We start from the raw sequence: 12,503 nt of genomic DNA, 5'->3' as shown, positions 1-12,503 counted from the left end.
CCTCTCGTCAAGATCGATATGCGAGCGTGCGGAAAAGATCGACAAACGGTCAGCCGGACGCCCCGCCGGTGAAGTTCCACGAGGCCAGCCGCAACGACGGCGCCTCCCACCAGACACCGTCCGTCCGGTCCGGCAGGCGTACCGCGCGCCGGCCCAACTCCAGCACCGCACCGGGCGCGAGCGCCCTGGGGTACGACTCGGTGAAGCGCAGATCGCGGACCGCCCGGGTCACCCGACCGTCCTCGACCAGCCACAGCCCGTTGCGGGTCAGGCCGGTGACGACCAGGCTCAACGGATCCAGGACCCGGGTGTACCAGAGGTCGCTGACCAGCAGGCCGCGTTCCATCCGGGAGACCAGGGCGGCGGTGTCCGGATCCCCGATCGCGCCCGTCGTCACGTCGTCCGCTGCCGGGCCACGGGTCGCCGCCCGGGAAACACCCGTCGGGTCGGCGGTGCCGGTCGTGCCGGCGGGAGCGAGGCGCAGGTTGCGGGGGATCGGGCCGAAGGTGGCACCGCCGGCCCAGGCGTGCCCGGTCGAGGCGACCCCCAGCTCGGCGGCGCTGCGCCGGTCGTGGGTGACGGCCCTGGTGGTGCCCGCGTCCACCAGGGTCAGTGCCCCGGTCGGCGTGCCCTCCAGGTCGAACGGCAGCCCCGAGGCCGCCAACGGATCGTCGACCAGGGTCACCGCGCGATCGAACTGGGCCGTGCCGGGGACGGCGAAGGACTGATGTTCGGCGTACCTTCGGCCGTTGAAGCCGTACCAGGCCAGATTCTGTAGCAGGTCCGCGACGGCTGCCGGCTCCAACACCACCGGGTAGCGCCCGGGAGGCAGCTCGACCGGGTCGGCCGCCGCCCGGGCCTTCGCCGCGGCCCGCCGCCCCAGGCCGGCACCGTCGAGATCGGCGACCCGGTCGACGTGCTGTCGGGCGGTGCCGTCCGCACCGCCGGCCCGGGCGATTCCGTCCATCGCCGCCTCGGCCGCCTGCCCCTGGGTCGAGTGACCGGCAGAGTTGGCGAAGGCCGTGAACCGGTGACCCGTGCGGCAGTAGCCGGCGGTCACCAACCCGGCCGCCGCGTCCACGAACGCCCGGACCAGGGCGGCCCGCTGGTCCGGCCCGGCGTGGGCGGTCGCCGGATCCCATTCCGGCGCGGGCGCCACCGGTGTCGCGGGGTGAGTCCCGGCCAGGCCGGATCCGGTGGGGTGAACCGGGCCGCCGTCAGCACCCGCTCCACCAACGCGCGCAGCCCGTCGGCGGTGACCACGTTCCCGCTGCCGGCGGCGGTACGCCCGGCCAGGTGGACCCGCAGCCGAACGTCCACGGCGGACGCGACCACGTTCTGGTGGATCGCCGAGTTGGCGAACCGGGTCAACGCCGACTCGGCCCGGGTCACCGTCACCTCCGCCTGCGCGGCCGGCCCGGCCAGCCGGGTGACCAGATCCACCACGCGGCCGGCGATGTCCAACTCGTCGTCACCGGCTCGCACGGGCACGCCACTCACGCCGTCTCCTCGGGGTCGGCGACACCGTCCGGCGTCACCACCGCGCATCGACGGGTCGTCCGTCGGCGATCGGTCATGCGCGTACCCCCACCCGGACGTTGCGGAAGCGGGCAGGTGCCGACGGGTGTCCGGTGTGCCCGACCTGGCCGGGCTGGCCCTTGCCGCAGTTCGGGGTGCCCCAGGGGACCGTCTCCGACGAGAGCATGTCCATCGAGCGCCAGAACAGCGGTCCGATGCCGGTGTAGGTCGGGTTACGCACCATCCGCCCACGCCGGCCGTTGCGGATCTCCCAGCCGATCTCGCAGCCGAACTGGAAGTTCAGCCGTTTGTCGTCGATGGACCAGGACCGGTTGACGTCCATCAGCACCCCGTTGTCGGTGGCGGCGACGATCTCCTCCAGGGTGTGCGGACCGGGCTCCAGGCCCACGTTCGTCATCCGCACCATCGGCAGCCGCGCCCATCCGTCGGCGCGCACGCTGCCGCCGTGGTCCAGGCCCGCGACGGCCGCCGAGTCCCGGCCCGCCAGCACACCCACCCAACGACCGTCCCGTACCGCGTCGCGCTTGACCGCCGGTGAGCCCTCGTCGTCGTAGCCGAAACTGCCCAGCGCGCCGGGAATGGTCGGGTCGATGGTGATGGTCATCAGCTCGGAGCCGTAGCGCAGCGAGCCGAGCTGCGCGAGGTCCAGCCACGAGGTGCCGGCGAAGGCCGCCTCCCAGCCGAGGATCCGGTCCAGCTCGATGGCGTGCCCGACCGACTCGTGGATCTGCAGGGCCAACTGCTCGCCACCGAGGATCAGGTCGGTCTCGCCGGTGGGGCAGAGCGGCGCGGTCAGCAGCGCCCGGGACTCCTCGGCGATCCGCGCCGCGTGCGCGCCCAACTCCAGCGTGTCGACGAGTTCCCAGCCGGTGGTGCCGTACTGACCGCGGTAGCTCGGCCAGGATCGGCGTTGGGTCTCGTCGGCACCGACGGAGGTGGCCGAGATGCCGCCGCCGCACTCACGGATGCGCTGGTCGATGCGGTGCCCCTCGCTGGAGACGAACCACTTGGCGGTGTCCCAGATCTGGTAGAGCCCCTCGGCGAGGTCGGCGCCGTGCTCGGCCATGGTGCAGGTCGCCGCCACCAGCAGGTCACCCTTGACGGCGAGGGAGACGCCGAGCGGATCGACCGCACAGGGTGCGGACCAACTCGCCGTGGTCGGGGTGACCGCGACGAGGTCGACGGGCGGGCCCGGGACCAGCGCACTGGCCGCCGCGGTCCGCGCGGCCCGGTGGCCGGCGTCGCGCGCGGCCCGGTCCGACAGTTCCGGTACGGCGTGGAAGCCCCAGCTCGAACCGACAAGCGCGCGTACGCCCAGACCGACGCTCTCGTCCTGGGTCAGCGACTCGACGTCGCCGTTGCGGGCGGTCATCGACTCGTAGCGCCGGTGCATCACCCGGACGTCGGCGTAGCGGGCGCCCGCGTCGAGCGCCGCCTGCACGGCCACCTCGGCCGCCCCGAACTCGCTCATGGCCCGACCCTAGGCCAGCCGACCGACAACCGTCAGGGAAGCAGGTCCTCAGGACGGATGGTCACCTTGACCGGTTCGTTGAGCACCAGAACCTGGCCCGGCTCGGTGGCACTCTCCACCACGTAGTGCCTGCCGCGTTTGCGGTAGAGGTGGAGGGCGCCGCTGGCCTGCTCGATGAGCAGGTACCACTCGATGCCTGCCGCGGCGTAGTAGTGCATCTTCAGCACCTTGTCGGTGGCCGCGTTGCTCGGCGAGATGATCTCGCAGACGAGGTGGACGTCGGCTGCCTCGACGTTGGGGGCGTCGAAATCGATCGGGCCGGTGATGACCAGGTCGGGGATGGGGATGCGACCGGGCCGAAGCCGCACGTTCACCCCCTCCAGTACGTGCAGGCCGGCCTCTTTGGCCGGACCACGTAGTGTCGCGCGCAGTTCACCGGAGATGTTCTGGTGGCGTGGGGTGGGGGCTGGGGTCACGTGCAGGCTCCCGTCGAAGAGTTCGACGCGCTGGGAGGTCTCGCCGAGGGCGAGGTACTCCTCCTCGGTCCACGGGCCCTCGTGGTCGAACACCGCCACGGTCATGGTCACCTCCGCTCGTCTCGCCGGGATCCTGCCTGCCGGGTCGTCTCCATCGTCGCACCCTTCGTGCGAGTGGCACGGCGCCGAACCGTAGCTGCGGCTCACGTCCCGAGGTGGGTGCGGAGGAAGTCGAGTTCAAGGTGGAGGAGACGTTCGGCGAGGCCGCCGGCGGCCATGTGGGTGGCGCCGGTCAGCGGCAGCACCGAGTGCGGCCGGCCGGTGGCCAGCAACGCCGCCGACAGCCGTAGCGTGTGCGCCGCCACCACGTTGTCGTCGACCATGCCGTGCACCAGCAGCAGCGGGCGGGCCTGCGCCGGGTCGGTGACCGGCTCTGCGGCCAGCTCCACGAGTGAGTGGTGCGCGTAGACGTCCTCCCCGTCGGCGGGCAGACCCAGGTACCGCTCGGTGTACGCGGTGTCGTACAGCGCCCAGTCGGTGACCGGCGCGCCGGCGATGCCGCACCGGAACAGCTCCGGATGCCGCAGCACCGCCAGGCCGGCCAGCCAGCCTCCGAACGACCAGCCACGCACCGCGACCCGGTCCAGGTCGAGATCCGGGTGCTTGCCGGCGAGCGCGGTGAGCGCCTCCACCTGGTCGAGCAGGATCACGTCGGCGACCCGTCGGTGGATGGCCTTCTCGTACGACGGTGCGATGCCCGGCGTACCCCGGTTGTCGGTGACCACCACCGCGAAACCGGCGTCGGCCCACCACTGCCGCTCCAGCCAGGCCGAGCGTGCGGCCACCACCTCCTGATGCCCCGGACCGCCGTAGACGTCGAGCAGGACCGGCAGCCGACGGCCGGTGACGTGGTTGTCCGGATAGAGCACCGCCGCGGGGAGCCGCCGGTCGGTCACCCGTTCCAGCAGCGGCAGCGGGGAGTAGCTGGGCGTGGCGGCCAGCGACCGCAGCGTGCCCACCTCCCGATCGCCCTGGAACACCGTCCACCGCACGCCCGCGTGGTCCAGTGAGGCGCTGCCGATGACCAGCACGCCACCACCGACCGCGCCGACGTGCCAGCCGGCGTCGCTGGTCAGCCGGCGGGCGTCCACTCCGCCGCCGATGCTGGTGCGGACCCGGAACAGGTGCTGTTCGCTCGGTTCGCCGTCGCTCGCCTCGACCAGCAGGTCCGCCGGGCCGCCGCCGCCGGCCAGCCGGCCGACCACCCGGCGCACGTACAGCGAGGGCGGGGTGAGCAGCGTGCCGTCGGCGAACAGGCAGCGCGCGTCGTACCCGTCGTGGGCCAGTTCGCCACCGACCAGCACCCGCCCGTCGGGCAGGTGCGCGGGGGTGCCCGGGACCGGCTCGACCCAGCGTGGGTCGGCCAGCTCGGCGTGCACCTGGGTCTCCCCGGTACGCGGGTCGACCGCGAGCACCAGCCCGTGCTGCTGGGCGCGGCGCAGCACAGTGATCAGCGGGGCGCCCTCGCCCCAGTGCACCGCGGTCAGGTACGGATAGGTCTCCCGGTCCCAGTGCACGTCGACCCAGCCGCCGTCGAGGTCGAGCAGGTGCAGGCTGACCTCGGCGTTCGGGCCACCCGCCACCGGGTACGCGACGCTTGTCGGCGGGCTGCCGGGCTGCGCCGGATCGTGCAGGTGCCAACGGGGCAGCCGGGTTTCGTCGACCCGGGCGGCGAGCACCGACCGACCGTCGGGAGCCCACCAGTAGCCGCGGTGCCGCCCGAACTCCTCCGCCGCGATGTGCTCGGCCAGCCCCCAGAGCACGCCGGAGTCCTCGCCGGCCAGGATGGTGTCGGCGCCGTCGCTGTCGATCACCCGTAGCTCGCCGCGGCGGACTCCCTCGGCGGCGTCGGTCACGTAGGCCAGCCGCTGTCCGCTCGGGTCCGGCCGGGGGTCGAGCACCGGCCCGACGGTGGGCACCTCGATCACGTCGCCGTGCACCAGGTCGGCCCGGAAGAGCCGACCGGCCAGCGCGAACACCGCCACCCGACCGGCGGCGTCGAGGGCGTACGAGCCGATGCCGGAGGCACTCAACCGCAGCCGCTCCCGCCGGGCCCGTTCCCCCGGGCTCAACGCGTCCGGGTCGACGTCGGTGCCGAGCAGGGCGCCCGGATCGGCGACCAGCCGTTCCGTGCCGGTTGCCACGTCCAGCAGCCAGAGCGCGTCGGCCGGATCCTCCGGCCCGGCCGAGCGTAGGAAGACCACCCGGGCACCGTCTTCGGCTACGGACACGGCACGCGGCGCCCCGTGGCTGAACCTGCGGGTGCGGGCGGCCAGCTCGGGAAAGTCCACAGGCCAGATCGTAGGCTGGTACCGAGCGCGATGTGAGCGACCTGCGCGGACGCGTCTGGGCCGGTGGGCGAGAACCGCCGGTTAGAGTGACCGTCGTGACGACGCTGCCTGACCGCCGCCTGCTGCTGGTCCACGCGCATCCCGACGACGAGTCCATCGGCACCGGCTCGACGATGGCCCACTACGCGGCCACGGGTGCCCACGTCACTCTGGTGACCTGCACGCTGGGCGAGGAGGGTGAGATCCACGTACCGGAGCTGGCCGGGCTCGCCGCCGCCGAGGCCGACCAGCTCGGCGGGTACCGGATCGCCGAACTGGCGGCCGCCTGCGCCGAGCTGGGCGTCACCGACCACCGCTTCCTCGGCGGGGCCGGCCGCTACCGCGACTCCGGCATGATGGGCCTGCCGACCAACGAGCATCCCCGGGCCTTCTGGGGGGCCGACCTGGACGAGGCCGCCCGCCAGTTGTTGGAGATCATCCGGGAGATCCGCCCGCAGGTGGTGGTCACGTACGACGACAACGGCTTCTACGGCCATCCCGACCACATCCAGGCGCACCGGGTCACCATGCGGGCCGTGGAGTTGGCCGCCGCCGAGGGGCTCGCGCCGGCGAAGGTCTACTGGACGGCGATGCCGCACAGCGTGCTGGAGGCCGGCATGACGCACTTCGCGGAGGCGTCGGACAACCCGTTCGCCGGCATCGCCGACGCCACCGAGCTGCCGTTCTGCACGCCGGACGCGGAAATCGCCGCCCGCATCGACGCCACCGAACAGCACGCCGCGAAGGAGGCGGCGATGCGCGCCCACGCCACCCAGATTCCGGCCACCTCCTGGCTGTACTCGATCGCCGGCAATTTCGGCGCCGAGTTCATGGGGGTGGAGTACTTCACCCTGGCGCTGGGGGAGAAGGGGGCGGGCAGCGGCCCGTACGGCTGGGAGTCGGACCTGTTCGCCGGGGTGGACGTCGCGGCGTCGGACGGGGTCGGCGAACTGGGTGTCGTCGGCGGTCCCGGCCGTAGACCGGTCACCCCGGCCGGTCACCGGTGACGCTGCCCGCCGCGATGTCGGTCGCACCGCAGGAGCAGCAGCCGCCCCGGCCGATTCGGAGGTGGCGACGTCCGCTGGACATCGGTCTGCGGGTGGCTGGCGGCGGGTTCGCCGTCGTGGCGGCGGCGCTGAGCGCGGTGCTGGAGTTGCTGCTCGCCCCGCTGCGGATCGGCGGGCACCTGATCGGCGTCACGGTGGTCGTGGCCGTGGCCGTGAACATCGCGTTGAGCTGGTTGGCCGTCGAGACCGTCGGCCGCCGCTGGGCGGTGGCGCTGCCGGCGCTGCCCTGGGTGGCGATCATGGTGATCGCCGCCGACCGGACCAGCGAGGGTGACGTGCTGCTCGTCGGCAACTGGGTCGGGCTCACCCTGGTGGTGGGCGGTGCGATGACCTTCACGGTGATGGCGTTCCGGTCGATCCTCGCGCCGGCTTCGGCGCCCGGACGGTACTGACGTCGCTCAGCGACGGGTGGTAGATATTCCTGCCAGGAGACCCGCCATCCGGGCGGGCGGTACGGCGGGAGGCGTGTGATGGGACAGCGGTGGCGTGCGGTCGGGGTGCTCGCGATCGCACTGTTCGCGGTCAACGTGTTCGCCCGGTTGGTCATCCGGTTCGGCTTCGACGGCGACGACACCGTCGCCGACCGGGTGTCGCTCGGGATGTTCGTGGTGATCGGTCTGCTGCTGGCCGGTGTGGCCTTCGTCTGGGGTGCGCGGCGTCCGTTGGCCCGCTGGGCCGGCGAGGTGGCCGCCGCGATCGGCATCGCGGTCGGGCTGACCGTGCTGGTCGGGCCGCTGCTGGTGGGCGACAACCCGTTCGCCGGTGGCGGCGGTACGTTCTTCGCGCAGATCGGGCTCTATCTGGTGGCGACCACCGTCGGGGCGATGCTGGGCTACCTGCTGCTGGTCACCCTCGGCCGCGACCACCGTTCGCGCAGCCTGCAACGGTACGCCGAGAACACCGCGGCCAAGCCCCGCCGGGTGGTCCGCCGCTGACCGTCGGGGGTCACTGCGGCGCGATCCGGGTCAGATAGGTGTGGTGGGTGGTGAAGCCCAGCTTGCGGTAGAGCGCGACCGCGCCGGCGTTGCTCTGCTCGACCTGGAGGAACGCGTCCGTCGCACCGGTCTCGGCGGCCCAGTCGGCGAGTGCCCGGATCAGCCGGACGGCGAGTCCCTGCCGGCGTGCGGCCGGCAGCACCTCGACCAGGCACAACCCGAGCCAGCGCCCCTGGCCGGTCACGGTGCCACGGCCGACGGCGACGAGCACGCCGTCGAGATACACGTGGGCGAAGCGGACGTGGTCCACGGCGGTGAGCACGTGCCGGGCGGCGTCCGGTAGCCCGCCCTGCGGCCGGCCGCGACGGCGAGCCAGTCCGCGGACGGCGCGCCGGCCAGCTCGACCACCGGGCCGGCCGCGCCTCCCGCGCCTCCCCGGCGGCCCGTGCCGGTGGTGCCACCCGGGTCGCCGCCGGAGTCGGGGACGCCGGCCGCTGCGGGAATCGCCTCGTCGGACGCGGCCGCGAGGAGGGCGGCGAGTGGCGCGGTCTGCACCAGCACCGGTGGGCGGCTGCCCCAGCCGCGCCGGTCGAGTTCGCCACCGACCGGTGCGGCCAGCGGCAGCGGGGTGTTGACCATGGCGGGGCGGCCGTGGCCGGCGTACCAGCGTTGCACCTCGTCCAGCGCGGCCGGCAGCGGGCGGTCCGGATCTCCCACCGGCAGGGCCGAGTTCGCCCGGCCGGTCCAGCCGTCGGCGGCCCGCAGCAGCCAGTCGCCCAACCGGGCCCGCACGGGCGCCGGCCACGCCTCGTCGGCGGCGAGTTCCAGCTCGATCATGGCGGCGGCGGTCGGCCGTCGGGCGGCCGGAACCCGCTTGGCCCGGTGCACCTCGGCGATCGGCACCCGCAGCCGCCCCTGTCGGGTGGTGAGCGTGAGATGTGTCTCGTTCAGCTCGACCAGCTCACCGAGGGCATCGGCGTAGACCGGACGACCACCGCGTACGCCCACGCGACGCCGCACCACGATCCGGTGTCCCACGTCTTGCTCTCGGAGCACGATCGACCTCCTCCCCGGCGAGATACTAGGCTCTTACCGTCGCGGGTGATCGCGGCGTGTCTTGCGGAGGAGAAGACCGGTGACCTACATCATCGCCGAGCCGTGCGTGGATGTGCTCGACAAGGCATGCATCGAGGAGTGCCCGGTCGACTGCATTTACGAGGGCAACCGGATGCTCTACATCCACCCCGACGAGTGCGTCGACTGTGGTGCCTGTGAGCCTGTCTGCCCGGTGGAGGCGATCTTCTACGAGGACGACGTCCCGGAGCAGTGGAAGGACTACACCGGCGCCAACTACGAGTTCTTCGAGGATCTCGGTTCGCCCGGCGGGGCCTCCAAGGTCGGCAAGGTGGAGAAGGACGCCACCTTCGTCGCCGCCCAGCCGCCCCGCGGTGAGGGCCACTGAACCGGCCCGGCCCCGTCTCGTCGCGGCTGCCCGAGTTCACCTGGGACACCCTGGACGCCGCGGCCACCTTGGCTGCGGCGCACCCGGACGGCCTGATCAACCTCTCCATGGGTACGCCGGTCGATCCGGTGCCGCAGGTGATCCGGCAGGCCCTCGCGGACGCCTCGGACGCGCCCGGCTATCCGCTGACCGCCGGAACCCGGGCGCTGCGGGACGCGATCACGGGTTGGGTGTCGCGGGTCTGTGGCGCGGGCGCCGACGGGCTCGGAGTCCTGCCGACGATCGGCTCGAAGGAGCTGGTGGCCTGGTTGCCCACCCTGCTCGGGGTGGGGCCGGGCGACGTCGTGGTGGTGCCGTCGATCGCCTATCCGACCTATGAGGACGGTGCCCGGTTGGCCGGCGCCACCACTGTACGCGCCGACTCGCTGACCGCCGTCGGTCCGACGTCCCGGGTGCGCCTGGTCTGGGTCAACTCACCGGGCAATCCGACCGGACGGGTGCTGCCCGCCACGCACCTGCGCAAGGTGGTGGACTGGGCGCGTGAGCGCGGTACGGTGGTGGCCAGCGACGAGTGCTACCTGCCGTTGGGCTGGGACGCCGAGCCGGTGTCGGTGTTGGCACCCGAGGTGTGCGGCGGCTCGTACGACTCCGTGCTGGCGGTGCATTCGCTGTCCAAGCGTTCCAACCTGGCCGGCTACCGGGCCGGTTTCGTGGCCGGCGACCCGGCGCTGGTGGCCGAACTGCTCAAGATCCGTAAGCATGCGGGGATGATCGTGCCGGCGCCGGTGCAGGCGGCCATGGTGGCGGCCCTGCGCGACGAGCGGCACGCCGACGAGCAGCGGGAGCGGTACCGTGCGCGGCGCGAGATGCTGCGGGCGGCGTTCGTGGGCGCGGGCTTCACCGTGGAACACTCCGAGGCGGGGCTCTACCTGTGGCTCACCCGTGGCGAGGACTGCTGGGACACCGTCGACTGGCTGGCCCGACGGGGGATTCTGGTCGCCGCCGGTGTCTTCTACGGTCCGGGCGCGCGGCAGTACGTCCGGGCGGCGCTGACCGAGTCCGACGAGCGGATCGCGGCGGTCGCCGCCCGCCTGGCCTGACCACGGCCGAGGGCTGTCGGAGGCTGGCCCCTGGTCGTCGACAAGCTGCCGAGGTCGTGCCCGGACACCTCCCGGGCACGACCTCGCCTGACCTCGTCGGCTCAGTCCTCGTTGATCCGCTCGAACACCCGCAGCAGGTTGTCCCGGCTGTGCCGCTCCAGCAGCTCGCTGCCGTACAACTCCTGCAGGGCCACCGTCCGGCCACCGTGCAACGTCAGCTCGGCCTTGAGCGGAATCTCCCTGGTCACGTTCACCGACACCAGCTCCTCGTACGGCAGGAACTGGTGTCGGGTGGCCAACGTCGCCACCGGCGTGGATTCGAGCAGGTTCCTCAGTCGCTTCTCGCCGTCGCCGGCCTTGCCCGGGCCGCCGATGAGGATCAGACCACGGTCGAGGATCAGCAGGTCGTGCTGCACTCCGTCGACCTTCATGTTGCCGATGGCGCCGATGACGCCGGCGTTGTCGGCGGTGGCCCGGCTCTGCACCACGGTGGCGGCGGAGGGATCGATGCCCATCTCGGCCAGCCGGACCAGGGCCTCGTCGAGGGTTTCCGCCGACACCGCCAGCTTGGCGATCTCGGCGAGGTCCAACGGCTCACCGTCGGTGCCGACGAACTGGGCCGGACCACCCCAGGACAGCTGCCAGCGGGCCCGCTGGGCGCGGACGGCCGCGTTGTCGAGCAGCATCTCCATCGGTCCGGCGAAGCGGGCCGCTGCCTCCCGCCGGGTGGCGTCGCCGAAGAACTGCTCGGCGAACTCGCCGAGGCGGCCCGCCCGGACCAGGTCGAGCACGGTCGTCAGGCCCGGCTCCGCACTGCCGGTGAACCGGCCGGCCGCCCGGTAGATGCCGTCCGCCTGACGTTGCATCCCGGCGGCGATCGCCGCGTGGGTGAACTCGGGCCAGGGCAGCACCTGACGGTTGCCGAGATCCACGACCAGGCTCTGCAGCCGGCGGCCGGCGTCCAGGACGTCGGTGACCAGCACGTGTGCGGGACGGTCGTCGGCGAAGGCGGCACCGGCCGGCAGCTGTGCCATCGCCTCGATCCGGATGCCGATGGGCGGGTGGGTGTCCCACCGGGACGGCTCGCGGTCCGGTACGTCCTGCTGAAGCTTGCCGATCTGCTCCCGGCGGGCCTCCAGCAGTTGTCCGAAGCCGCCGAACAGGTCGTCCGGGGCGAGGCCGGCCTGCCAGCCCGAGTCCACGTAGCGGTCGGTGAAGAAGTTCCAGGCCGCGTCGAGCGCTGGCAGGCTCCGCAGCGCGGACGTGGCCGCCTCGTGACCGGCGAGTTGGACGGAAGCCCGGTCGGCCTCCAGTTCCTGCCGCCGCGACGCGGCGTTGTCGACCATCAGGTACAGCTTCGCGTACCCCTTGAAGACCAGGCCGATGGGGTTGCGGGGCTTGATCCGCTCGATGGTGCCCTCGATCGCCAGCCGTCCCCGGTAGGCGACGCCGCCGAGCCGGGTGTGCTTGCCGGAGTAGTGACCCAGCTCGTGCGCCAGCACCGAGCGAAGTTGGTCGACCCGCATCGCCTGGAGCAGCGGCAGACCCACGTAGAGGGTGCGTCGCCCGCCGATCAGCCCGAGCAGCCGGCTCTGCTCGCCGACCGCCGCGTTCACCTCGGGCACCAGCCGGATCTCGTCCGGCGCCCGGGTACCGACCGCGTCGGCGAGCTCCCGGACGGTGGCCCACAGCTGCGGCGCCTCCCGCTCGTCGAGCACCAGGCCGGGTGCCGGTTCGTTCTTCGTCCGGATCGCCCGCCAGAGCCCGACCGCCACCGCACCCAGCGCGACGACCAGCGGCAGCAGCAGCTTCCCGGTGACCAGTCCGTTCGTGTGGCCGTACAGCCAGACGCCGAGAGCGGCGACGGCCGCCAACTGAAGCAGCGCGACCACGTAGAACCCGATCAACATGACCACCGAGGCGAGTGCCCGGTACGTCGCGGCCATGGCCGTTCCTCCCCGTTCCGTGCCCGCCTGGCTGCGGGCGGCGCAGGGACCGTACGACGTGGATCTTTGCCGGACAACCCCCTTCCGGTCCGGTTCGGTCGGCTTTACGATCTTGCC

General features: G+C 72.7%; 9 protein-coding genes and 2 pseudogenes. 5 read left to right on the top strand and 6 right to left on the bottom strand.

The genetic code is table 11. The annotated features are described in order from the left end of the window. Positions 1-49: 49 nt before the first annotated feature. The 4 genes and pseudogenes from ENC19_RS14900 to ENC19_RS14885 all read right to left on the bottom strand — a co-directional run bounded on the left by ENC19_RS14900 (position 50) and on the right by ENC19_RS14885 (position 5,837). Positions 50-1,458, bottom strand: a pseudogene (locus ENC19_RS14900) (TldD/PmbA family protein). Positions 1,459-1,573: 115 nt separating this feature from the next. After that, positions 1,574-3,010, bottom strand: coding sequence for a TldD/PmbA family protein (locus tag ENC19_RS14895; RefSeq protein WP_164447767.1), 1,437 nt, complete (start codon positions 3,008-3,010; stop codon positions 1,574-1,576). A 32-nt stretch (positions 3,011-3,042) separates the two neighbouring features. Beyond that, positions 3,043-3,591, bottom strand: coding sequence for a Uma2 family endonuclease (locus ENC19_RS14890; protein ID WP_164447932.1), 549 nt, complete (start codon positions 3,589-3,591; stop codon positions 3,043-3,045). Positions 3,592-3,689: 98 nt separating this feature from the next. Continuing rightward, positions 3,690-5,837 carry a S9 family peptidase gene (locus ENC19_RS14885; protein WP_164447766.1) on the bottom strand — a complete coding sequence of 716 codons (2,148 nt, stop codon included), beginning with the start codon at positions 5,835-5,837 and terminating at the stop codon, positions 3,690-3,692. An 86-nt stretch (positions 5,838-5,923) separates the two neighbouring features. On the opposite strand from ENC19_RS14885, the gene mshB reads away from it, so the two are divergent. The 3 genes from mshB (at position 5,924) to ENC19_RS14870 (ending at position 7,878) form a co-directional block, all read left to right on the top strand. Further along, complete coding sequence (mshB, locus tag ENC19_RS14880; RefSeq protein WP_309246304.1) at positions 5,924-6,883, top strand: N-acetyl-1-D-myo-inositol-2-amino-2-deoxy-alpha-D-glucopyranoside deacetylase; 960 nt, start codon at positions 5,924-5,926, stop codon at positions 6,881-6,883. A gap of 14 nt (positions 6,884-6,897) precedes the next feature. Then, complete coding sequence (locus ENC19_RS14875; RefSeq protein ID WP_164447764.1) at positions 6,898-7,335, top strand: hypothetical protein; 438 nt, start codon at positions 6,898-6,900, stop codon at positions 7,333-7,335. 78 nt (positions 7,336-7,413) lie between these two features. Beyond that, positions 7,414-7,878 carry a hypothetical protein gene (locus ENC19_RS14870; protein WP_164447763.1) on the top strand — a complete coding sequence of 155 codons (465 nt, stop codon included), beginning with the start codon at positions 7,414-7,416 and terminating at the stop codon, positions 7,876-7,878. Positions 7,879-7,888: 10 nt separating this feature from the next. On the opposite strand, the pseudogene ENC19_RS14865 reads toward ENC19_RS14870, so the two are convergent. Further along, a pseudogene (locus ENC19_RS14865) lies at positions 7,889-8,934 on the bottom strand (GNAT family N-acetyltransferase). A gap of 79 nt (positions 8,935-9,013) precedes the next feature. On the opposite strand from ENC19_RS14865, the gene fdxA reads away from it, so the two are divergent. Beyond that, positions 9,014-9,340: a ferredoxin gene (gene fdxA / locus ENC19_RS14860; protein ID WP_030490464.1), complete on the top strand. Its 327-nt coding sequence runs from the start codon at positions 9,014-9,016 to the stop codon at positions 9,338-9,340. Next, the gene (gene dapC, locus ENC19_RS14855) at positions 9,337-10,440 is read left to right on the top strand and encodes a succinyldiaminopimelate transaminase (RefSeq protein WP_164447931.1); all 1,104 of its coding nucleotides are present in this window, start codon (positions 9,337-9,339) and stop codon (positions 10,438-10,440) included. Before fdxA ends, dapC begins: the two co-directional genes overlap by 4 nt. Positions 10,441-10,541: 101 nt before the next feature. Here dapC and ENC19_RS14850 read toward each other — a convergent pair whose 3' ends face one another. Further along, a complete protein-coding gene (locus tag ENC19_RS14850; RefSeq protein ID WP_164447762.1) occupies positions 10,542-12,386 on the bottom strand; it encodes a M48 family metallopeptidase in 1,845 nt (614 codons plus the stop codon). Between the last annotated feature and the right edge of the window lie 117 nt (positions 12,387-12,503).

This window comes from Verrucosispora sioxanthis (assembly GCF_010560025.1).
In the GTDB taxonomy this organism is placed as follows: domain Bacteria; phylum Actinomycetota; class Actinomycetes; order Mycobacteriales; family Micromonosporaceae; genus Micromonospora; species Micromonospora palythoicola.
The sequence above is the reverse complement of the archived record's forward strand: the minus strand, read 5'-3'. Positions and strand labels throughout refer to the sequence as shown.

What these genes read in the sequence shown, in the direction of transcription:
- ENC19_RS14895 (WP_164447767.1), bottom strand. Translation starts at nt 3,010, where the DNA reads ATGAGCGAGTTCGGGGCGGCCGAGGTGGCCGTGCAGGCGGCGCTCGAC.
- ENC19_RS14890 (WP_164447932.1), bottom strand. Translation starts at nt 3,591, where the DNA reads ATGACCGTGGCGGTGTTCGACCACGAGGGCCCGTGGACCGAGGAGGAG.
- ENC19_RS14875 (WP_164447764.1), top strand. Translation starts at nt 6,898, where the DNA reads ATGTCGGTCGCACCGCAGGAGCAGCAGCCGCCCCGGCCGATTCGGAGG.
- ENC19_RS14850 (WP_164447762.1), bottom strand. Translation starts at nt 12,386, where the DNA reads ATGGCCGCGACGTACCGGGCACTCGCCTCGGTGGTCATGTTGATCGGG.
- ENC19_RS14870 (WP_164447763.1), top strand. Translation starts at nt 7,414, where the DNA reads ATGGGACAGCGGTGGCGTGCGGTCGGGGTGCTCGCGATCGCACTGTTC.